The 23,728-nt window shown below is 35.9% G+C and carries 16 protein-coding genes; 10 read left to right on the forward strand and 6 right to left on the reverse strand.

The window, feature by feature from the left end; genetic code table 11:
* Positions 1 to 136 precede the first annotated feature (136 nt).
* On the reverse strand, positions 137 to 1,579 hold the full coding sequence (ccoG, locus tag ACKTTZ_RS15585) for a cytochrome c oxidase accessory protein CcoG (protein WP_407845976.1): 1,443 nt from the start codon (positions 1,577 to 1,579) through the stop codon (positions 137 to 139).
* A gap of 253 nt (positions 1,580 to 1,832) precedes the next feature.
* On the opposite strand from ccoG, the gene ACKTTZ_RS15590 reads away from it, so the two are divergent.
* On the forward strand, positions 1,833 to 2,726 hold the full coding sequence (locus tag ACKTTZ_RS15590) for an SMP-30/gluconolactonase/LRE family protein (RefSeq protein ID WP_253317804.1): 894 nt from the start codon (positions 1,833 to 1,835) through the stop codon (positions 2,724 to 2,726).
* 177 nt (positions 2,727 to 2,903) lie between these two features.
* Here ACKTTZ_RS15590 and ACKTTZ_RS15595 read toward each other — a convergent pair whose 3' ends face one another.
* Complete coding sequence (locus ACKTTZ_RS15595) at positions 2,904 to 4,211, reverse strand: DEAD/DEAH box helicase (RefSeq protein WP_407845977.1); 1,308 nt, start codon at positions 4,209 to 4,211, stop codon at positions 2,904 to 2,906.
* Between the two features lie 507 nt (positions 4,212 to 4,718).
* Here ACKTTZ_RS15595 and rpsA point away from each other — a divergent pair.
* From rpsA to ACKTTZ_RS15615, 4 genes are all read left to right on the forward strand, one after another.
* A complete protein-coding gene (gene rpsA / locus ACKTTZ_RS15600) occupies positions 4,719 to 6,509 on the forward strand; it encodes a 30S ribosomal protein S1 (protein ID WP_034695342.1) in 1,791 nt (596 codons plus the stop codon).
* Between the two features lie 390 nt (positions 6,510 to 6,899).
* Complete coding sequence (locus tag ACKTTZ_RS15605) at positions 6,900 to 9,554, forward strand: T9SS-dependent M36 family metallopeptidase (protein ID WP_407845978.1); 2,655 nt, start codon at positions 6,900 to 6,902, stop codon at positions 9,552 to 9,554.
* Positions 9,555 to 9,680: 126 nt separating this feature from the next.
* On the forward strand, positions 9,681 to 10,658 hold the full coding sequence (locus tag ACKTTZ_RS15610) for an EamA family transporter (RefSeq protein ID WP_034695345.1): 978 nt from the start codon (positions 9,681 to 9,683) through the stop codon (positions 10,656 to 10,658).
* 90 nt (positions 10,659 to 10,748) lie between these two features.
* Positions 10,749 to 11,741, forward strand: a complete 993-nt coding sequence (locus ACKTTZ_RS15615) for an alpha/beta fold hydrolase (protein ID WP_253317801.1) — start codon at positions 10,749 to 10,751, stop codon at positions 11,739 to 11,741.
* A gap of 143 nt (positions 11,742 to 11,884) precedes the next feature.
* Here the strand turns inward: ACKTTZ_RS15615 and ACKTTZ_RS15620 are convergent, their stop codons facing one another.
* Complete coding sequence (locus ACKTTZ_RS15620; protein WP_253317800.1) at positions 11,885 to 13,027, reverse strand: MFS transporter; 1,143 nt, start codon at positions 13,025 to 13,027, stop codon at positions 11,885 to 11,887.
* Between the two features lie 77 nt (positions 13,028 to 13,104).
* Between ACKTTZ_RS15620 and ACKTTZ_RS15625 the strand changes: the two genes are divergently transcribed.
* The gene (locus tag ACKTTZ_RS15625) at positions 13,105 to 13,887 is read left to right on the forward strand and encodes an AraC family transcriptional regulator (protein ID WP_407845979.1); all 783 of its coding nucleotides are present in this window, start codon (positions 13,105 to 13,107) and stop codon (positions 13,885 to 13,887) included.
* A gap of 177 nt (positions 13,888 to 14,064) precedes the next feature.
* The gene (locus ACKTTZ_RS15630) at positions 14,065 to 14,532 is read left to right on the forward strand and encodes an SRPBCC domain-containing protein (RefSeq protein ID WP_253317798.1); all 468 of its coding nucleotides are present in this window, start codon (positions 14,065 to 14,067) and stop codon (positions 14,530 to 14,532) included.
* 71 nt (positions 14,533 to 14,603) lie between these two features.
* On the opposite strand, the gene rplS is transcribed toward ACKTTZ_RS15630, so the two are convergent.
* On the reverse strand, positions 14,604 to 14,960 hold the full coding sequence (rplS, locus tag ACKTTZ_RS15635) for a 50S ribosomal protein L19 (RefSeq protein WP_002980648.1): 357 nt from the start codon (positions 14,958 to 14,960) through the stop codon (positions 14,604 to 14,606).
* 295 nt (positions 14,961 to 15,255) lie between these two features.
* Between rplS and ACKTTZ_RS15640 the strand changes: the two genes are divergently transcribed.
* A complete protein-coding gene (locus ACKTTZ_RS15640) occupies positions 15,256 to 17,994 on the forward strand; it encodes a fibronectin type III domain-containing protein (RefSeq protein WP_407845980.1) in 2,739 nt (912 codons plus the stop codon).
* Between the two features lie 156 nt (positions 17,995 to 18,150).
* Here ACKTTZ_RS15640 and ACKTTZ_RS15645 read toward each other — a convergent pair whose 3' ends face one another.
* Complete coding sequence (locus ACKTTZ_RS15645; RefSeq protein WP_407845981.1) at positions 18,151 to 19,689, reverse strand: membrane-binding protein; 1,539 nt, start codon at positions 19,687 to 19,689, stop codon at positions 18,151 to 18,153.
* Between the two features lie 386 nt (positions 19,690 to 20,075).
* Between ACKTTZ_RS15645 and ACKTTZ_RS15650 the strand changes: the two genes are divergently transcribed.
* Positions 20,076 to 20,777, forward strand: a complete 702-nt coding sequence (locus tag ACKTTZ_RS15650) for a CoA transferase subunit A (RefSeq protein WP_034695351.1) — start codon at positions 20,076 to 20,078, stop codon at positions 20,775 to 20,777.
* Between the two features lie 50 nt (positions 20,778 to 20,827).
* Here ACKTTZ_RS15650 and ACKTTZ_RS15655 read toward each other — a convergent pair whose 3' ends face one another.
* Positions 20,828 to 22,630: an ABC transporter ATP-binding protein gene (locus ACKTTZ_RS15655; protein ID WP_034695352.1), complete on the reverse strand. Its 1,803-nt coding sequence runs from the start codon at positions 22,628 to 22,630 to the stop codon at positions 20,828 to 20,830.
* A gap of 124 nt (positions 22,631 to 22,754) precedes the next feature.
* Between ACKTTZ_RS15655 and ACKTTZ_RS15660 the strand changes: the two genes are divergently transcribed.
* Positions 22,755 to 23,408 carry a CoA transferase subunit B gene (locus tag ACKTTZ_RS15660; RefSeq protein WP_034695353.1) on the forward strand — a complete coding sequence of 218 codons (654 nt, stop codon included), beginning with the start codon at positions 22,755 to 22,757 and terminating at the stop codon, positions 23,406 to 23,408.
* The last annotated feature ends 320 nt before the right edge of the window (positions 23,409 to 23,728 follow it).

Below are 23,728 nucleotides of genomic sequence, written 5' to 3' on the forward strand. Positions count from 1 at the left end.
ATGAAAGATTGTTGGAAACCACCCCGTCAAAAATTCTTTGAATTTTTGTCACCCCTCCAGAGGAGAGGAATTAGGGAAATATCAACGACTTTTTCTGATCCCAACAACCTGCAACCTATCACCTACCATCTTCAACCTAAAGTGCCAACTTAAACGGTCCTTCAAAAGTCGTTTCAAACGAATCTACCAACTGACCTTTTTCATCAAATACTCCGATGACCATATTTTGTTTTGAGAACTTAATTTGTTCTTCAGGGAAGGAAATGTTGATGTTTCCTTTCAGGATCTGATCTCCTTTCAATATGATTTTTTCAGAACCAAAATAAGTGATCTCTGCATTTGTTGGAGTAATGACTTTTATGGTAAGTGTTTTTTTCTCGTTGGATTTATTCAGAAGAGTGTAAATAAAGGTGTTGGTGATTTTACCGTTTTTAACAAAGAATGTAGAACCTGCCGGTTTGATGAATTTTGCTTCCATAGAACCACGATCGTACATTAAAAATCCAAGGAATCCGATTAATAATGCAAGGATAACGGTTGTTGCTTTCATTCTTGGGGTAAAACGGAATTTATCCTGATTTTCAATTTCGGCTTCTGTTGCATAACGTACCAATCCTTTAGGTAAACCAACCTTTTCCATGACTTCATCACAGGCATCGATACAGGCTGTACAGTTTACGGATTCCAGCTGCTGTCCGTTTCTGATATCGATTCCTGTAGGACATACCACAACGCATTGGTTACAGTCGATACAATCTCCTTTTCCTGCAGCTTTTCTATCTTCATTATTTCTCCATTTGGCACGGCCTTCACCTCTTTTAAAATCATAATATACATTGATGGTTTGCTTGTCAATCAATACCCCTTGCAGTCTCCCATAAGGACAAACCAACGTACAAACCTGCTCACGAAGCCATGCGAAAACAAAATAAAACGTCATGGTAAAGAAAATCATAACAAGAAACTTCAGTGAGTTTCCTTCCGGTCCTTCACTCATGATACGAAAAACTTCTTCGTAGCCCACAATATACATGAACATAAAGTGGGAAATAATCAGTGAAATGAGAAGAAAAACAGACCATTTAGTCAGCCTCTTTCTTATTTTCTCCGCATCCCATTCCTGTCTGTCAAGCTTCATCTGCTTATTTCGGTCACCTTCAATCCAGTATTCGATTTTGCGGAAAACCATTTCCATGAAAAGAGTCTGCGGACACAGCCAGCCACAGAATATTCTTCCAAAAACCACCGTAAACAACATCACAAAAATGACAGAGGTTACCGCTCCTAAAGCCAGGATAAAAAAATCCTGCAGGTAAAATGGTTGTCCAAGAATAAAAAACTTTCTGTCGATCACGTTAATGAGAAGAAAAGGATTGTTATTGATCTTTACAAAAGGTAATCCAAAGAAAATCGCAAGAAGAAGATAACTGGTGTAATTTCTGTAGTTGGTATACTTTCCTTTAGGTTTTCTGGGGAATATCCATTTTCTTTTCCCGGTTTCATCCATGGTTCCTACGGAATTTCTGAAATCTTCATTTTCAATTTCCAAAGACTTGATATTGTTGGACTCTGCGCTCATTGTTGTATGCTATAAAGTATTTTGGTACAATTTTCATCCGGATTCATCATTTTTTTAAGATATTTTCCATGAAAAAAAGTGATTGATCCTGTTACTGCAAAGCTCCGGATTATATCTTTTTATTACTAATATGATCTACGTCCAAAATAGGATAATTAGGACATTTTACTTCGGTGGTTTTTATTGTATCAAAATGAGAAAATGTTTTGATACTTTTGAGCCATATCGTAAATTGCAGCTTTAAAAATGAAGCATGAAGAATATCTTTAAAATAAGTATGATTGGTTTGGTTTTCGCATTGGTAAACTGTCAATCAGTAAATTATAGTAAAATGTTTTATGAAGGAGTACAACCGGAAATGGTTTCCGACAAGTTCAGTTTCACAGAAGGACCATCAGCAGATAAAGAAGGGAATGTTTACTTTACTGATCAGCCAAATGATAAGATTTATTATTGGGACTGGAAAAGTAATAAGGTGATAGAGTTTTTAGATAAAACAGGAAGAGCCAACGGGACACACTTTGATAAAGACGGCTATTTGATTACCTGTTCAGACGATCAGGGTGAGATCTGGAAGATTTCCAAAGACAAAAAAGTTGAAGTTCTGCTAAAAGGTTTTGAAGGAAAAAGATTGAACGGACCCAATGATGTCTGGAATGATGAAGTGGGAGGAATGTACTTTACTGACCCTTTGTATGAAAGAGATTACTGGATCGGTTTTAAACAGGAAATCCAACATAAAAGTCTTTATTACAGAGATAGAACAGGAAAAGTTACGAAACTGGATACCTTCACACAACCTAATGGAATTGTAGGAAGCGAAAAATTAAAGAAACTCTATATTTCTGATATTGATGCCGGAAAAACCTATGTATATGATATTTTAGGAGAAGGAAAATTATCTGAGAAAAAACTCTTCTGTGAAATGGGTTCAGACGGAATGGAGCTGGATAAACATGGAAATCTTTACTTAACGGGAGATGGCGTACATGTTTTTAGCCGTTTGGGAAAGAAAATCTATCATATTTCTATTCCTGAGAAATGGACATCCAATGTGGCTTTTGGGGGAAAAAACAATGATATTCTGTTTATTACTGCCTCGAAATCTGTATATACTTTCCCTACAAGGGTGAGAGGGATCAGATAAACTTTAATAATTATATATAAATACAAGAGTTCTGAAATTTAAAATTTCAGAACTCTTTTTGTTATGCTGATGAAACCACCCCGTCAAAAATTCTTAGAATTTTCGCCACCCCTCCAGAGGAGGGGAATTCCTCGCACGTATTACAATTAATGTGTGACTTTGTGGTTGATGAAACTCTTAATAAGCAACCTCCATTTTCACTTTCTTACCTTTCAGTTTTTCGTTCTGAAGTTTTCTTAAAAGAGCGTTTACTTTATTTCTGGCAACGGCAACATAGGATGTGGTGTCCTTTACTTCAATAATTCCTACATCTTCTTTTTGCAATTCTCCTTTCTTTAGTAAATATCCTACAATATCCACTTTGTTCACTTTATCTTTTTTTCCTGCACTGATGTAAACAGTCTGGAAAGGTGTTTTTTGCGGAACTTTAGTAAATCCGGCAACACTTTCTTCAGGGGTATTATTTTTAATGAACGGGAAGTTTTCCTCTTCAGTCATGATCAGGTATACAAAACCTTTGGCATTCATTCTTGCTGTACGGCCGTTTCTGTGAATGAAAGCATCTTCTTTTGGAGGAAGCTGATAATGAACAATAGATTCTACTTCAGGAATATCAAGTCCGCGGGCAGCCAGATCTGTGGTAATAAGAATTCTTGCAGAATCATTTCTGAATTTCAGTAAGGCACGTTCTCTTTCATCCTGTTCCATACCACCATGGAAAGTTTCTCTGTCGATTCCCATTTGGTTGAGAAGTTCAGAGATACGGTCTACAGCTTCACGGTGATTGCAGAAAATCAAAGTTCTCTTGTTCCCGATTTTACAAACCAGATTGAAAAGAGTATCCAGTTTTTCTTCAGGAATAGTCATTACTTTTCTCAGTTGGAGATCCGGTTTTACATCATTTTCTTTTAGGAAACTGATTACTTTTTCATCTTTTAAGCCTGTAAAAGCCGGAATTTCATCCATAGCTGTGGCAGATGTTAAAATTCTTTGAGAAAGTCCTTTTAAAGAATTGGAAATAAATTCCATATCATCATGAAAACCCAATTCCAGAGCTTTGTCGAATTCATCAAGAACCAGTGTTTTAATCGTTTTCGGATTAAAATTGTTATTTCTTAAGTGGTAAACAACCCTTCCAGGAGTTCCGATCAATACAGCCGGAGCTTCAATCAAATTATTAACCTCAATTTTTTTATCATGTCCACCATAGCAGACAGAAACTTTGAAATCTGTCCCCATAGATTTAAAAACCTGCTCAATCTGTAAAGCAAGTTCCCTTGCCGGAACTAATATCAATGCCTGAACTCCCTGAACATTTTTTTTCAGATTTCTGAGAACAGGAAATAAAAAGGCTAGCGTTTTCCCGGATCCAGTTGGGGAGAGTAAAACAATGTCTGTATTGTTTTCAGACGCTTTATAAGTAGATTTCTGCATTTGATTCATATCCTGAATCTGCAGTTTTTGATAGATCGGCTGTAATTCCATGCTGCAAAGGTAGTGAATTTAAGCGGGTGATGCGTGGGAGAGTTTGAGGGGTTGAGAGTTCTAGAGTGGTAGCGTTTTAGAATAGGAGAGTTTGAGAGGGATAGGACTGTAATGTTCTTCTTTAATTCTGCGTTCCTGTCATTCTGAATGAAGCGTAGCGAAATGAAGAATCTCATTTTGTCTCCCACTAGTTATAGATGCTTCGACCCTGCTCAGCATGGCATCTCTAATACTAACTGTTTTAAATTTAGAACGAAGCAATATCAGCTGTCATGCCTAGCTCAGTCGAAGCATTCTTTTAATCAAAGTATTGATTTTTAAATATATAAGTTAAATATTAGCCTGCTGAAATCTATTGCTTATTTTAAATAAAATTCATATCTTTGCACCCACTTTTGTGGCGAAAAGGTTTGAAGAGTAAATTACTTACAATTAATTACTTCCGTATTTTTTAATCCGCATTTATTCAAACCGTTAAAAAAGAAGGAATACAAATTTTATTAGAAAATGTCAAAAGAGACAAATTCAGCAGAGGTTTTATTAAACCAAAACGTAGCACCAGAACAATTTGATTGGGATTCATTCGAATCAGGTCTTGATGCAGATGCGAGAAAAGAAAAAAGCGATTTAGAAGAAATCTACAACGGATCTTTAAACAACCTTGACGATAACGACGTTTTAGTTGGTAAAGTTGTAAGATTAACTGACAAAGAAGCTATCGTAGACATCAACTTCAAATCTGAAGGTGTTATCTCTCTAAACGAATTCCGTTACAACCAAGGCCTTAAAGTAGGTGATGAGGTAGAAGTAATGGTTGACAAGAGAGAAGACAAAACTGGTCAATTACAATTATCTCACAGAAAAGCTAGAACACTTAAAGCTTGGGATAAAGTAAACGAACTTCACGAAACTGGAGAAATCGTTAACGGTTTTGTTAAATCTAGAACTAAAGGTGGTATGATCGTTGACGTTCACGGAATCGAAGCATTCTTACCTGGTTCTCAAATTGACGTTAAGCCAATTAAAGATTACGATCAGTTCGTAGGAAAAACTATGGAGTTCAAAGTTGTGAAAATCAACCCTGAGTTCAAAAACGTAGTGGTATCTCACAAAGCATTGATCGAAGCAGATATCGAAGGTCAGAAAAAAGAAATCATCGCTCAGCTTGAAAAAGGTCAGGTTCTTGAAGGAACTGTTAAGAACATTACTTCTTACGGTGTATTCATTGACTTAGGAGGTGTTGATGGATTGATCCACATTACAGACCTTTCTTGGTCTAGAGTGAACCACCCATCTGAAATCCTAGAGGACGGACAGACTGTAAAAGTTGTAATCCTTGATTTCGATGATGAGAAAACAAGAATCCAATTAGGTATGAAGCAATTAGAAGCTCATCCTTGGGATGCTCTTTCTGCTGACTTGAAAGTAGGTGACAAAGTAAAAGGAAAAGTAGTAGTTCTTGCTGACTATGGTGCATTCGTAGAAATCGCTCCAGGTGTTGAAGGATTAATCCACGTTTCTGAAATGTCTTGGTCTACTCACTTAAGATCTGCTGGAGATTTCGTAAAAGTAGGTGATGAAGTAGAAGCTGAAGTATTAACTTTAGATAGAGAAGAAAGAAAAATTTCTCTTGGTATCAAGCAATTGTCTAAAGATCCATGGGAAAACATCGAAGCTAAGTATCCGGTAGGATCTCAGCATGTAGGAACTGTAAGAAACTTCACTAACTTTGGTGTATTCGTAGAGTTAGAAGAAGGTATCGACGGATTAATCTACATCTCTGATCTTTCTTGGACTAAGAAAATCAAGCACCCATCTGAGTTCTGCGCAGTAGGTGATAAATTAGACGTTGTAGTTCTTGAATTAGATATCCAAGCTAGAAGATTATCTCTAGGTCACAAGCAATTGACTGAAAACCCATGGGATAAATTCGAAACTAAATATGCTGAAGGAACTATCCACGCTGGTAAAGCTGTAGAAGTTCACGATAAAGGAGCTTCTGTTCAATTCGAAGATGCTGAAGTAGAAGCATTCTGCCCTTCAAGATTATTAGAGAAAGAAGATGGATCTAAAATCAAAAAAGGTGAAGATGCTCAATTCAAAGTAATCGAATTCAACAAAGAATTCAAGAGAGTAGTAGTATCTCACACAGGTATCTTCAGAGACGAAGAGAAGAAAAACGTAAAAGAAGCTTCTTCTAGAAACGTAACTTCTTCTTCTAACAACGAAGAAAGATCTACTCTTGGAGACATCGATGCATTAGCAGAGTTGAAAAGAAAAATGGAAGAAGGTAAATAATCTTTGAATCATTTATACATAAGGAGCCGCTCATTTGAGCGGCTTTTTTTATGAGTATATTATAGTGTGATCTATATTTAAGGTATTGAAAAAGAGGCTTTCTTAGACTTAATTTTATAAAATAGTAAAAAAATGAACCCTGTTTATATTAGAAATTCATATTAATTATATCTATTTATGTTGCGAAATATTTGAATGAAAAAAATCAAAAAACAGAGTAAACATAATTTGGAAGACTTGAATGTATTATGTTGTTCTATAAATTGAGAATTACATAAAATAATTTTTAGGCTGTATTTTATATATGTATTTGTTTACGTGTTTATTTTTAATAAAAAAAATAGTAAAGTTTTGTGAATTATTTGTAGATTAGCGGCTTTGATAATGGATATGAAAAACAAAGCTCTACCTCTTCTATTTGCGGTATTTTCTGCATTTCCGACAATATTGTTCGGACAGGATAATGAAAAACTGATTAAAGATTATATTTCTCAAAATAAAATAAGAGAATATAAAAAGTCTGATCTTAATAATATCATTGTTGATAATATAGATCCTTCAAAATCATTGAATGGTAATGTTGTTAAATTTTTACAGACTTATAAGGGGTTACCGGTATACAGTTCTGTAGGAACAGCATTGATTAGAGATAATAAAATTATTTACTACACCGATAATTTTGTCAAAGATTATACTGCATCTACTTCAGGTATAGCTGCTATTAATAAAAATACAGCTCTTCAAAAAATTGCTGAGGATCTGAAGAATCCTGATATTGCGAATTTCACGATTCTCGGATATCTTGAAAAGACTCAGAAAAGAGCTACATCAGCTAATCAAAGGTTAGTTTATACAAATGATGAGAGTGGAAACTTACGTTTGGCTTACGAATATACTTTAATGGAGCCAAAATCTCCCAATTACTGGAATATTTTAGTAGATGCCAATAATGGAAATATACTGTTGAAAAACAATCTGACACTATCATGTAATTTCCATCATGATGCTTACGGTTCAGAAGCAGGAGAGAGCCATGCTGATCATTTTGAAAATACATTAGTTGGGCCTCAAAATAGTGTAGTACAGAATAATAATATTCCATTACTTTTACCGGATAATGCATCATATAATGTATTTCCATTGCCTATTGAAGCACCTACTTTTGGTTCAAGATCAATCATTAACAACCCTTGGAATCTGACTGCTTCTCCAGAAGGATGGCATTCTGACGGAACTAATCATTATACTGTTACAAGAGGAAATAATGTTTTTGCCTATGAAGATGTAGCAGGAACAGCTTTAACGGCTCCTGATTATCTTACAGGTACTCCTGCAGAAGGAGGCTTTACAAGAAATTTTAATTTTACTTTTAATATTAATGATACTTCTGTAAACAATAGGAATGCTGCCATTACCAATTTATTTTATCTGAATAACAAAATTCACGATGTTTTCTATCAGTTCGGATTTACAGAATCTGCAAAGAACTTCCAGCAGAATAATTTTGGAAATGGACCTGTAGGAGGAGATGATGACTCTGTATATGCAGAAGCTCAAGATGGAGGAGGTTTGAATAATGCCAACTTTAGCTCTCCTCAAGACGGCTATAATCCTAAAATGCAGATGTATCTTTGGTCAACAACCAATAGCAGATTATTATTTTATAATAGTCCGCTTACTGCAATTACCCGTGAACCTATAGTTATGGGGGCTCAGTTTGGGCCAGCATTAACAGTTGCTGGTGTAACAGGAGACGTAAAACTGTCATCAGATATTCTGGCTTGTCAGGCTTTACCAGCAGGATCTCTTGCAGGGAAGATTGGACTTATTGAACGAGGCGGAACTAATTGTGGGTTTACAGTGAAAGTGAAGAATGCACAAAATGCAGGAGCTATTGGAGTTATTGTTTATAATAATGCAGCTGCAGTTAACATTCCTCCTGCAATGGGGGGAACAGATGCCAGTATTACAATTCCTTCAATACTTGTTACAAATTCAGAGGGAGAGTATATTAAAAGCCAGCTTGCTTCTAATGCAACGGTAAACATCACACTAAAAAAAGACCCTGCATATAATGTAACTCCAGATGGTAGCTTTGATAATGGAATTGTAATTCATGAATATGGACATGGAATTTCAAATCGACTTACAGGTACAGGATCATCATGTTTGAACGCAAATGTAAGTAAAGAGCAGATGGGAGAAGGGTGGTCTGATTTCTTTGCATTAATGTTAACCAATAAATCAGGAGACAATGCTTCAGTACCAAGAGGTATGGGGACATATGTAGGGGGACAGCCAACTGAAGGAGGAGGTATAAGACCAGTGAGATATTCACCTAATCTAGCTATTAATGATTATACCTACGGAGATACTAATACAATGCAGTATACCAATACAAGTGGTAATCTGGTTCCGGATGTGCACTCGATTGGGTTTGTTTGGGCAACAATGCTTTGGGATCTTCACTGGAAATATGTTGAAAAATATGGATATTCTTCAGATGTATTAGCAAATACTACGAATGGAAGTACGAGAGTACTTCAGTTAATCACCAATGCTTTAAAACTTCAGTCTTGTAATCCTAGCTTTATTGAAGGTAGAGATGCGATATTGGCTGCAGAATTAGCAAGTACACAAGGACAAGATAAATGTATGATTTGGAGCGTTTTTGCAAGAAGAGGTTTAGGATTAAATGCGTCAGCTGGAGTTAAGAATGTGATTACTGATCAGGTAGAAAATTTTGCAGTGCCTGAAGAATGTTTGTTGGCTACAAATGAAGTGAAAACAATTAAGGATAATAAAGTTTTGATCTATCCAAACCCGGCTAAAGATGAATTTTACATCAACTTCCCAAGCAACACTCTTGGAAAAGTAAGTGTAGAACTTTATGACATGTCTGGTAAGCTGGTTTCTTCAGAAGATAAAATCTCACCAGATGCTAAGAAAGCAATTTCTACAAGCAATCTTGTTAACGGAACTTACATGGTTAAAATCAAAGGACTAGGTTTCGAAGCTTCTTCGAAAGTAATGGTTAAAAAATAATTTACTTTTATAAACAATCTCAAAATCGCCACAAGCTTGCTTGTGGCGATTTTATTTATCTATTATCATGACGCTTCAGAATGATTAAATTAATATGTTGTACCTTTGCAGGCTGTTAAAAAAATTATGAAGAAGAAAAATATACTAAAAGGTGTTTTATTTGTAGGGATTGGAGCTAGTATATACGGTATGTTGGCCACTTTTGTAAAAATGGCTTACCATGATGGTTTTACCACCTCAGAAGTTACTACTTCCCAATTCGTTTTAGGTTTGACAGGACTTTTGATCCTCAATTTTATTCAGACCCTAACCTCAAAACAGAAATTATCGATGCCAAGTTCTAAAGAAGTAAGAATGCTTTTGCTTGCAGGGACTTCTTTGGGAGGGACAAGTTTATTCTATTATATTGCCGTACAATATATCAATGTTTCCATTGCTATTGTATTATTGATGCAGTCGGTATGGTTCAGTGTGGTAGTAGAGAGTATTATTACAAAAAAGTTGCCCAATACAAGGAAAGTGGTCTCTGTGGTTATCGTATTGTTGGGAACCGTTCTGGCAACCAATCTTATTAATATGGAAATAGAACTGGACTGGCATGGGGTTTTCTGGGGACTGATGGCAGCAGCTTCCTATACTTTGACGATGTTCACTTCTAACACACTGGCTACTCATCTTCCGGTTTTCAGAAAGAGTATTATTATGCTGGCAGGTGGTTCTGTTGTCGTTTTTGCATTCTTATTCTTTGCCCAGATAGGACCCATGTATTTTGATGGTTTAAAATCATTATACCTGAATTTTACAGATAATACAGAACATATTCATTCATTTAATTATTCGATATTTCTTACGTATGGATTTGTACTGGCTCTTTTTGGAACTATTATCCCGCCAATCTTATTCAATGTTGGGTTTCCAAATGCAGGCTTAGGACTTGGAAGTATCGTTTCATCACTGGAACTTCCGGTTTCCGTTACCATGGCTTTTGTTTTACTGGGAGAGAAAGTATTTTTGATCCAGTGGGTAGGAATTGTTCTGATTCTTTTTGCTATTGTTTTGATGAATTTACCTTCAAAAAAAGAAAAAGAAGTTTCAATAGCATAATTCTATAAAAATATTTAACTAAAAATAACAATTGAAACCGTTCCTTTTGGAGCGGTTTTTTTTAATTTTAATCTCTAAAATAAACGTTTCATGAAACATTTCAGAAATATAATGACTGTTTTTACTTTGACAGTCTCCGGTTTTATGTTTTCTCAGGTAAAACCTCTGGATGCAATGCTGTCTGATTATCAATACCCTTACGAAGTACATTATCTCAATTTCAAGTCTCAGGGCGAAGATTTGAAAATGGCTTATATGGATATACAACCACAAAAATCCAATGGAAAAGTGATTATGCTTCTTCATGGGAAAAACTTTAATGGAGCTTATTGGGAAAGAACGGCGAAAGATCTTTCTGCTAAAGGATTCAGAGTAGTGATTCCTGATCAGATAGGATTTGGAAAATCATCAAAACCTCATGCATACCAGTTTTCTTTTTCACAACTGGCAGAAAATACAAAGGCGGTTCTGGATGAATTGAAAATAGACAAAGCTATAGTATTAGGACATTCAATGGGAGGAATGGTGGCCACCAGATTTACATTACTATATCCTGAGAAAGTACAAAAACTGATTCTTGAAAATCCGATCGGGCTTGAAGATTATAAAACTTTTGCAGCGTATCAGACCATTGATCAGGCTTATCAGTCTGAACTTAAAAATACAGCCGAAACGTATAAAAATTATCAGCTTAAGTTCTATTACGACAACAAATGGAAAGAAGAATACCAACCCTGGCTTGATTTAATTGCTGGATGGACGCTTCATAAAGATTATCCTCAGGTAGCATGGGACGCTGCACTTACCACAGATATGATTTACAATCAACCCGTATGCTATGAATTTAAAAATATCAAAGTTCCTACATTGCTAATCATTGGAACAAGAGACAGAACAGCCATAGGAAAGGACAGAGCTCCTAAAGAACTTCAGCCGAAGATGGGGCAATATCAGGAATTGGGAAAGAAAACCCAACGTGAAATTGCGGGTTCAAAGCTTGTAGAGATTGAAAATGTAGGGCATCTTCCCCATATCGAAGTCTATCCTAAATTTATTGAAGCACTGTATAATTTTATACAATAATTTCATTTTAAACTATAAAATATTTGAAACATTAAGTTTTTTGCAAGTGATTAAAAATAATAAGCTTTATAAACATTTTGCTTAATTTTTCATCTTTGATGAAACTTAACCTTATCCCCTTCATTAAACTTAATGTTTCAAAATCAATTCTTTTTGTTCCCAAACAGCAATAAAGTACAAACTCCAATTCCAGAAAACAATACACATGCAATTCCCAGGTTTTGTATCAATCCAATGGCTATCAGTCCAAGGCCTATTTGTATATAATAAATCAATCCTAATAAAGCACCTGCACTTCCGGTTTCGCTCTTATAATTGATAAGCGCTGTGCTCAGGATATTAGGAATAGCAATGCTGAAAGCCATTACAATGAAGAAATAAGGAATTAAAAAGTATATTCCTTTACCTATCAGAATCCATACGAAAATAGAGGCGATAAATGCTATATATGTACTTGTTTTAACTAAATATTTAGATTGTATATTCCTGAATAACAAATATCTGTTAAGTTTTGCTCCTGCAAATGTACCTGTTGCCAGTATCATACTGCTGTATCCAAAGACATAAGAAGAATAATGATTTTCTTTAAAGATAAACGGAGCCAGCGAATAGTATGAAAATAACAAGACATTAAAACTCATGATCAGTAAGCAACATCTGATGATCTCCTGATCACGAAGCATTCGCTTGAGCAAATTTCCTAAAATACTGATACTAATTTCTTTTGAAGCATGATGAGTTTCAGAAATTTTTTCTCTGGAGAGAATCAAGAATAATAGGGACAATATACATAATGCTATAAATACACCTTGATGTCCCACAGAGGAAGCTAATATTGAACCGGTAATCATTCCGATTACAGGACTGATGGATAAGCCGATTCCAATCCAGGAAAATACTTTGCTGATATGATCTCTGTCATAGCTGTCTCTTAAAATGGTTTGGGTTACAATAGAACCTACAGAAATTCCAAATGCAGAAATAATTCTGGCTGTAAGAAGAATCATAAAATCAGAAGCAAAAACAGCAGCCAAAGTTCCGATTCCATAGGTGATGAGACCATATTCCAATGATTTTTTTCTTCCAATCCTGTCGCATTGAATGCCCCAGAATGCTACACCCAGCGCAAATGCTATAAAATATAAACTGATCGTTAAGGTAACTGATTCTTCATTCACTCCAAACTTCTCCTGTACCATTGGTAAAACTGGACTGTAGATGGTTTCTACAAACTGAGGAAGCATCACAAGTAAAGTCAGCAACCAGATTGGATTTGTCTTTTTCATTTTTTTTTCTGCAAAGTTTCCAAAAAATTCATGTATATTTATAATGATATAAAAACAAAAAATATCAAAAATAGGACATGGCTATACTGAAGCAAAATGAAAGCTTTAATGCAGATACTCTTCACGAAAAAGTAATTGGGATAGCTTCTGATATGGTATTGCATGATTCCGGTTTTCACTTTCATAAAACAAAGTCTCAACTGTTGTATGCGCCATCAGGCTGTATGACAGTGACTACTTCCGATAGGCAGCTGGTTCTTCCTCCGTTCAGAATGCTTTGGATTCCTGCGAACGAAGTTCACCGTGTGAATTTCAGGAATATTGTCGCCTACAGATCCATTTATTTTGATGAAGATTATTCCCAAAACTATATAAAACCGGATCTGAAAGTTCTTCATGTCAACGCTTTGTTAAAGGAAATTATAGAAAGGATTTGTTTTTGGGAATGGTCTGCTCTTAAAAATGATCAAACGAATCTTTTAAAGGTGTTCTGGGATGAAATGCAAAGGGCTCCGGAAGAAAAGCTGGCACTTAAAATGCCGCAGGACAGGCGTTTTAAGAAAGTAGTTGAAGAATGGACACTACGTGATTCTATGCCTCCCATGTTGAAAGATCTTGCAGAAAAAACCGGAGCAGTGGAGAAAACGATCAGCCGTATTTTTAAAAAAGAAACCGGACTGTCTTATCAGGATTGGAGACAGCAATGGAGGTTACAACGATCTATTGAACTTTTGGTGGAAGGTAATTCAATAGGAGAGGTGTCGCATATCCTGGACTTTTCATCAGATAGTGCTTTTATTGAGTTTTTCAAAAAACAGACAGGATCAACACCTTTGCAATATCTTATGAAGAATGAATAGCCTTTTTGCAACTGATAAAAAGTAATGATTGTGAACCCTGTCAAGGTTTTAAACCTTGACAGGGTTGATGTAATAATATAGGATTCCAAAACTGCTCAAGAACGTATATTTCTTGTCTTATGAAAAGCCTGATTCATAGTAAATTTCATAAAATTGTACTACCTAATACAATATTTTATGAAAACGATGAATACCAATAACGTTGAGAATTACATACATATAATTGAGATCAACACTACGGCAGATAAAGTGTATCATGCTTTGACTCATGAAATTCCTCTTTGGTGGACTGAATTGTTTGAAGGTTCATCTTCGGAGGTTGAAAATCTCTTTACCATAAGATTTGGAGATCAGATTCACAAAACAATGCGTGTGAAAGAAGTAGCTGCTAATGCAAAAGTTGTATGGTTGGTTGAAGACTCATTAATTGCTCTTCCTGATTTAAAGAACCAAACAGAGTGGATCGGGACAACAATTGTATGGGAAATAGAGGAAAAGAAAGGGTTAAGCCAGATAAAACTTACTCATATCGGTCTGAATCCGGCTATTGAATGTTATGAGATCTGTTCAAATGGTTGGCTGCAATTTATAGTCAGTCTGAAAAAATTTCTGGAAACCGGAGAAGGAGCTCCCTTTATAAAGTAAAAAATATTGAAACAAAAAAAAGAGACTGTTTACATGTAAACAGCCTCTTTTTGTATTTATTGTTGTCTGAATTATTTCTTCTTGTAAGCAGCGTCTTTGATTCTTGCTTTTTTACCTCTAAGGTCTCTGAAGTAGTAAATTCTAGCTCTTCTAACTCTACCTCTTCTATCAACTTCGATTTTTTGAAGTGCAGGCATGTTAATAGGGAATACTCTTTCTACACCTACATCACCACTCATTTTTCTGATAGTGAAAGTTTTTGTAGAACCAGTACCTCTTAATTGGATAACTGTTCCTTTGAAGAACTGAGTTCTAGTCTTTTGTCCTTCTTTAATTTCGTAATACACAGTAATTGTATCACCTGCTTTGAATTCAGGGAATTCTTTTTTCGCAATGTACTTGTCTTGTACGTACTTTAATAAATCCATTATTAATAAAATAAAATGTTAAAGCTAAGCAACTTACACGTTCTTCGTCAGAGGTTGAATAACAGGTTGCAAATGTACAAAATAGTTTTTGAATACACCAAATATTTAATGTGCTAAAAACTATAATTTTTTCATTCCGGTTTTGCCAAAAAATTAACGGTTTCTTTAAAGTACCATCAGACAGAGTTTATATGGGAACTCTACTTTTGCCCGAAGTAAAAAATCTGAGCAAGGATTTTTAAATAGTTGATTTACAATTCGAAATTCTATATGTTATTTTAAAACGAAAACGATTATGAAACATTATTTCTTCTTTTTTTGTTTCGCGGTCCAGATGGCTTTCGGGCAGGCTTTGTATCCTTATTTACAAAATCCGACCCCGAATTCTATGATCGTCAATTGGAAAACAGCTTCCAATAATGAAACAACAGTAATCTACGGAGATTCTCCAGCGAATCTGAACGTAACCGTAACGGGAACTACCAATATCTTCTCAGATACGGGATACAACAACAATTACTACTATCACACAGCAAAGATTGCGAATCTTCAGCCGAACACGAAATACTATTATAAGATCAAAACAGGAACCACTGAGTCGGCCGTTTACAATTTCAGAACACTTCCTTTACCGGGACAGGCTGTAACTGCCAATGGAAAGATCCGTTTCCTTATTATGGGGGACAACCAGATCAAAGCAGAGCCAAGATATGATACGCTTACTTTGAATGCGTATAAAAAACTAAAGGAAAAATTCGGAGCTACCTCAGATCCGTCAGATAATATTGCGCTTACTTTTATGGTAGGTGATCAGGTAGATGTAGGAACATTGGATCACTATGAAAATGTTCATTTCAAAAAGAATATTAGATTATCACCTTATCTGCCTATTCAGACAACGGTAGGAAATCATGAAACCTACGGCACAATGGGAATGAATTCTTACTATGCCCATTTTTATATTGATGAAATCAGCTATAAAGGGATAAGCTCAGGAAATGAGAATTATTATGCCCAGCAGGCAGGAAATGTATTATTTGTAAGTTTAAGTTCTGAACATACCGGTTCAGCACAGCAGACATGGCTCCAGCAGATCTTAACAGCAGCCAATAATGATTCTACAGTAGACTGGATTATTTCTTTGAGTCACAGACCGTATCAGGCTGAGCAGTATGTAGGAGATATTTCTACCTGGGTAAGAGATAATGCTGTACCGCTTCTTGTAACTTCTGATAAATATTTAATGCACGTTGGAGCTCACCATCATTTATACCACAGAGGTCAGCTTAAAAATACCCCAAACTACCAGATTATTTCCGGAGGAACAGCATGGGATCAATATTGGGGAATGTCTAATGAGCAGGATTTTGATGATGTTCAGAAAACTTTGACAGATTGGACCTATCAGATTGTGGAAGTAGATATTCCCACCGGAAAAGTAGATATTGAATGCTATTCAATCGGCGGAGTTTACAACAAGAAAAACAATGTGCTGGTAGATTCTTTCCATAGATATAAAAATCAGCCTAAACCGGCAAAACCATCCATTACAAATACTTTCTCAGGACCAATTACTTTACCTTTGACATTGAATGGAAGTGCATTTGCGTCTTCCAACGGAGAACTTTTAAATACAACACAGTTCCAGATCAGTAAAGCCTCGAACTTCTCTGTGATTGAAAAAGAATTCTACCGCGATTTTGAAAACTGGTTCGGAAAAGATGGAAATGGAACTCCTGATAAAACGAAAAATCTGAATGATGGAGTAGACATCACAAAAGCAACATTGGCAGCGAATTCTATTCCCAACGGAATCTATTATGTGAAAACACGTTACAGAGACAGAAACCTTGAATGGAGCGATTGGAGTGATGTGAAGCAGTTCGAAATTACAGGAAGTGTGGTTTCAAATCCTACCTTCACTTTAAACAAAACAGAATATGCTCAGAATGAAGCTATCACGGCTACATTTACTGGAGGTCCCGGAAATCAGCAGGATTGGGTAGGAATCTATAAAAAAGGACAAACTCCGGCTTCTACCACTTCACAAGGGTATATTTATACGAATGGACAGACTGCAGGAACAGTAACTTTTAATAATGGTCTGGCTCCTAAAGGTCAGTATTTTGCAGGATTCTTTGCAAATGGAGGATATGCAGAAATCACTCCAAGAAAAAATTTCTATGTAGGGCCGAAAGTGCAGCTGCAGACCACTGCTGATACATATCCTGTAGGAGGAACTGTTGTAATCAATTTTACAGACGGGCCTAATTTGCAGAAAGACTGGATCGGAATTTATAAAATGGGGCAGACTCCGGGAACTACAGCTTCTATCAAATGGAGCTATGTAACGACTGCATCAGGAACTCTTAATTTTACAGGGCTTCCGAAAGGATATTATTATGCTCAGTATCTATTGGAAGACGGCTATAACGGAATCGGGGAGAAGGTATTCTTCAAAGTAGGTGACATCGTTACCGATCTTTGGATCAATAAACCTGTATACACTTTAGGAGAAAACATTACGGCTTCATGGACAGATTCTCCGGGAATCATCAAAGACTGGTTAGGAATTTATCCTCAAAGTGTTCAGACGCCGGATGATAATTTTGTTTCTTATACTTATTTTGATGGAGTAACTCAGGGAACAAAAACCATTCAGGGAACAGCCGTACCTGCAACACCAGGAAATTATTATATGGTCATGTTTACCAATGATTCCTATACAGAAGTTTCAAACAGAGTACAGTTCCAGGTGGCTTCACCTACTTTAGGAACTGAAGAAACAAGAAGTACAGAGAAAAATGTAGTATTGTATCCAAACCCAACCAAACCGGGACAGCCTACTTTTATTAAAAGTGATTACCCGATTGAAAAAATTGAATTGGTTTCAGCTTCCGGAGAATTACTGTATGTATCGAAAAATATTAATAACCAACGTTTCTCTTTGGTGAATGAAAATCTTCCGGCAGGCGTTTACTTTGTAAAAGTACACGGAAGAAAACTATTTACTTTAAAGCTGATTATTCAGTAAGGTAAACTAAACACAATTATAATGCAGAGGCTGTCAGCAATGACAGCCTCTTTTTATTGATGTAAATAACCGCAAAATCATCCGTGAAAATCTGTGTTTAAATAAAAAAGCGATTCCAAAAAAATTGAAACCGCCTTTGATATAGAGACATGGTAATTAGTCAAATGGATAGTACAGATCATCCTCATTGAGTAACGTCAGGTTTTCAGCAGAAGCATTTTCATCCTGAGTATCAGCAAGAGTCTTTGTTTCCTGAATAAGCTTTCCATCCATATTATAAAGCTTTAACAGAATCCATTTTCCGCTGCGTTCAAGTTCTTTGGCTCCATCAAATGTTTTTAGTCTGATTTTTCCGGATTGAATAACACCGGCTTTTACAGAAGATTTATTGGCTGGTTTGCCTTTTATATACTGTGTGATTTGTGCTGTGAAATAATAATCTTCACCATCTTCACTGAAAGGTTGTGTAAAAGTATACAAAACAGTTCCTTTAGTGTCATAAACAGTTGCTTCATAGCCTGTTTGCTTAGCATTCAGCTTTTTTTCATAATTCAGTTTATTAAGCCCTTCATAATAGTTTTTGATATTTACAATAACACCGTCTTTATAGAGGGTTTCATTAAAGCCTTCATAAGTAGTACCATTATATGGAATACCATCCTGGTACGTTAATGTAGATTTCAGCTTTCCATCCGGAGAATAATATTTGATTTCCTGTATAACATCATCTTTTAAAAACTTCTCAGACGATAATTTTTTGTCTTCATCAAAGTATTTGCTATTTACAATGGAGCCTTTTTCATAGGTGTCGATGGATGAAACCTGTGTGTATTCATAGGCCAGTTGATAATCCTCTCCATCCATTGGATTGTAAATATCATTTTCTTTATCATATTGATATACCAGATGTCCTATTTTTTTACCCGATTCGTCATAAGTGGTTTTATAGCCATCTTTTTTGTTCATTTTCTGCTCCTGTAAGATCTTTCCGGTTTTGCTGTAGATTACACTTTCCTTTACACTGCCGTCTTTTCTGTATTTTTCTATCTTAGAAATCCTCATCGGGCTTGAGTAGTAATCTACCATCATATTTTCCCCGGAAGGAGAAGAGGTACCGCTTCCCAGATACTTGCCCTTTTCACCGTAATATTTCGTTTCGGTATTGCTGTCCTTGTCAATAATCGTTTCATGTCTGATCCCTTTGATGTCGTCATCATAAACGGTGGTTTTTGTAGGAAAAGAGTTTTCGTAATCGATCAGAATAGTAAAATCTATTCCGTCCTCAGCATCTTTATAGGTGAACATCTTTCCTGAGAAGTTTCCATCTGCTTTATATACCAAATCTTCTGTCAGTCTCCCTTTCGTATCATAAGTCTGAGCTGGCCCAACCTGCTGACCGTTAGAATAAGTGGCAAAATTTAATACCTTTCCTTCAGGAGTATACCAGGTTACTTTTCCGTCATACACTTCGCTATTAGGAGTTGGATCTGAAGCGAGTCCTTCCATTTGAAGTTTTCCGTTCTTATAGAAATCTTTGATAAGGGTAAGTTTTCCTTTAGGAGTCGTTTCACGGTAATATTCCATGTTGTCCTGAGTAGTTTTTTCCCAGTTTTCATCGAAATAAGTTTTTTCCTGTGCGTATACATTGATGCTGAGTACCAGTGCAAGTAATGCTGAGGTAAATAATTTTTTCATGTTTTTTTTGTAAGCTTTGATATTTATATATGATTAATGTGATGAAGGGTGTTGAAGCAGATCTCTGTAGCGATCAAAAGAAGCGAAAAGGGCAGTAATGGTCCGCCATTGAAATAATTTCTACATTAAAGTTGTGTTTAAATTACAGTCGGAACTAAAAAAAATACAGTATTTCCGGCTTTGAGAGGGCAAATATAGATGAAATTGATGAGAAAAAAGATAAAAATGAACAGATCTGTTCGGTTTTTAATGTAATGGTTTGATTATGATGTTTTTAAATGTTTTGGGAAGGTTTTTAAAAACCGTATCGAATTCAGTACTGTTTCCACTCATAGGATATACAAGAAAATTTATTAAATTTAGCCAACAGAAAAATCTAATATTTCATGATAGATAAAAGAGTAAAAAATGCAAAGGAGGCCATCGAAGGAATTAATGATGGAATGACATTGATGCTTGGCGGATTCGGACTTTGTGGTATTCCTGAAAACTCAATCAATGCTTTGGTAGAAAGCGATGTGAAAGATCTTACTTGCATTTCAAACAATGCAGGAGTAGATGATTTCGGATTAGGATTACTGCTTCACAAAAGACAGATCAAGAAAATGATCTCTTCTTATGTAGGTGAAAATGCTGAATTTGAAAGACAGATGCTTTCAGGTGAATTGGATGTAGAACTAACTCCTCAGGGAACTTTAGCAGAAAAATGCAGAGCTGCTCAGGCGGGAATTCCGGCATTTTATACACCTGCAGGGTATGGAACTGAAGTAGCAGAAGGGAAAGAAGTAAAAGACTTCAAAGGAAAACCTCATATTCTGGAGCACGCTTACGATGCAGACTTTTCTATCGTAAAAGCATGGAAAGGGGATCATGCAGGAAACCTTATCTTTAAAGGATCAGCAAGAAACTTTAACCATCCGATGGCGGGTGCGGCAAAGATTACTATTGCTGAAGTGGAAGAACTGGTAGAACCGGGACAGTTAGATCCGAACGAAATTCATATTCCGGGAATCATGATTCAGAGAATTTTTCAGGGAGAAAAATTTGAAAAAAGAATTGAGCAGAGAACCGTAAGAACTAAAGAATAAGTTCAAACAATAAAAATAGAAAGCGCTGAACATCCATTCAGCGCTTTTTTTTATGCTTGAGGAGTAAGTGTTTTTCTTTCTCCGATCTGTTGTCTCCACATGGCGTAGTAAAGTCCTTTTTCGTCAATAAGATTGGCATGGGAACCTGTTTCTACTACCTGACCACGTTCAAGAACATAAATTTTATCTGCATGCATAATCGTACTTAAACGGTGTGCAATAAGAACAGTAATCTGTTCCCTTTCTTTCGAAATGTCCTTGATGGTTGTGGTAATTTCTTCTTCGGTAATACTGTCCAGTGCTGAAGTTGCTTCGTCAAAAATCAACAGATGAGGTTTTCTCAGAAGAGCTCTTGCAATGGCAATTCTTTGTTTTTCACCACCACTCAGCTTCAGACCGCCTTCACCAATAACGGTTTCAATTCCTTTCTCAGCTCTTTCCAGTAAGGCTGTACAGCTTGATTTCTGTAAAGCAACGGCCAGTTCTTCCTCAGTAGCGGAAGGATTAACGAAAAGAAGGTTTTCTTTAATAGTTCCTGCAAATAACTGAGTATCCTGCGTTACAAAACCAATTTGATTTCTCAGCTCATCAAAATCAAATTCCTTTCCATTGATTCCATTGTAAAAAATATTCCCTTCCTGAGGTCTGTACAATCCTACCAATAGTTTTACCAATGTACTTTTCCCTGAACCACTCGGTCCTACAAAAGCAATCGTCTCACCGTTTTTAAGATCAAAAGAAATATTATTTAAAGCTTTGTACTGAGCAGACTGATGCTTGAAAGAAACATGTTTAAATTCCAGTTCCTCAATAGCTCCGATTTGTTTCGGATGAAGAGGTTTTTCTTCTACCTCTTTTTTCATCAAGCGGTCAAAATTCTGAAGAGATGCTTCTGCCTCACGATAAGAAATAATAATGTTTCCAATTTCCTGCATAGGCCCGAAAATAAAGAAACCATAAAACATCAGAGACAGATATTGCCCCGGAGTCACAATGTTTTTAAAAATTAAAAATAAAAGGGTCAGGGTAATTAACTGTTGAAGAAAATTAACCATTGTCCCCTGAATAAAACTCAAAGAACGGATGCTTTTCACCTTTCTCAATTCAAGACCAAGGATTTTATAGGTGTTGTTATTTAAACGGATCACTTCCTGATTGGTTAATCCTAAACTTTTAACGATCTCAATGTTTCTAAGACTTTCAGTAGTACTCCCGGCTAAAGCGGTGGTTTCAGTGACGATATTTTTCTGGATCACTTTGATTCTCTTACTCAATAAATTGGTAACAATCGCAATAAAGAAAATTCCACAGATATAAACCGGCATAATAGACCAGTGCAAACGGATCGCATACACGGAAACGAAAATAATACTCACCAGAATTCCAAAGAAAATATTAATGAAATTTGTGATGAATTTGACCGTATCTTCTCTTACTTTTGTTAAAATCGACAAGGTTTCACCACTTCTCTGATCTTCAAATTCCTGATAGGGAAGTGCCATAGAATGTTTTAAACCGTCTGTAAATATTTTCGCTCCAAATTTTTGAGTAATTACACTTACAACGTAATCCTGAAAAGCTTTGGCAATTCTGCTTACCATTGCTGTTCCAATAAGCAGTCCCAAGAAGTAAAAAGCACCGTGATATACAGAGCTTCCGTATAAATACTCATTCAGGTTTCTGGGCAATAGCTTTTCTTTATCAAAAAAATTAGGATGAGTAACCAGCTGATCAAGAATATTTCCTGTGATAGCCGGAGCAAATAAAGAGAAAACCTGGTTGATCGTAGCCAAAAATAAAGAGATGATTATCAGCCACTGATAAGGTTTAAGATATCTAAAAAGTATTTTCATTCTATTAAAAAATAATGGAACAAAATTACAGATATTATTTTAACTAACAGTGTTAATTGTTGAATACAACAAAGCCCTTTTGTATTCACGTGAAAATAATTAAATTGCAGTCTAAGTTTTTATTATGCTTACAAAAGAACAAATTGCCAAAAGAATTTCAAAAGAACTGAAAGATCGTTATTATGTAAACCTGGGAATTGGGATTCCTACTTTGGTTGCCAACTATGTTCCGGAAGGTATTTCCGTAGAATTCCAGAGTGAAAATGGAGTTTTGGGAATGGGACCTTTCCCTTTCGAAGGAGAAGAAGATGCCGATATCATCAATGCCGGAAAACAGACTATTACTATTCTGGAAGGAGGTTCATTCTTTGATTCTGCCTTCAGTTTCGGGATGATTCGTGGTCAGAAAGTAGATCTTACCATCCTTGGAGCGATGGAAGTTTCAGAGAACGGAGATATTGCCAACTGGAAGATTCCGGGAAAAATGGTAAAAGGAATGGGAGGTGCTATGGATCTTGTAGCTTCTGCTGAAAATATTATCGTTGCAATGATGCACGTAAACAAAGCAGGAGAAAGCAAAATCCTTAAAAAATGTACACTTCCTTTAACCGGGGTAAACTGTGTGAAAAAAGTAGTTACGGAATTAGCTGTTCTTGATGTGACTCCACAAGGATTCAAACTGGTGGAAAGAGCACCTGGCGTTTCTGTAGAAGATATTATCAAAGCAACAGAAGCAGATCTGATTATTGAAGGAGAAATTCCTGAGATGCAGTTCTAATCTGATGATAAATATAAAATTTTCGGCCTCACAAAGTGAGGCCGAAAATTTTTTACAACCGACATAGGAACTCGCAGCGTAAAAAAAATAATTCCTGTGAACGTTAAGAAAATTCTCCTGTCCGAAGCGCGAGACAGATTCAGAACCGATTAAGAAATAATGATTTCGCGCAAGTTTAGAATTTTTAGAGAACAGGACTTATTTTTAGCGAAGAGCTCCAGGTCTTGAATTTTTGTTTCTTTTGTTTCAAGACAAAAGAAATTAAGAGAACAAAAAAAATTTAATTTATATTAAGACAAATAGTTCTATGAGATCACCTT

It is taken from the genome of Chryseobacterium sp. KCF3-3 (genome assembly GCF_045865955.1).
Lineage (GTDB): Bacteria > Bacteroidota > Bacteroidia > Flavobacteriales > Weeksellaceae > Chryseobacterium.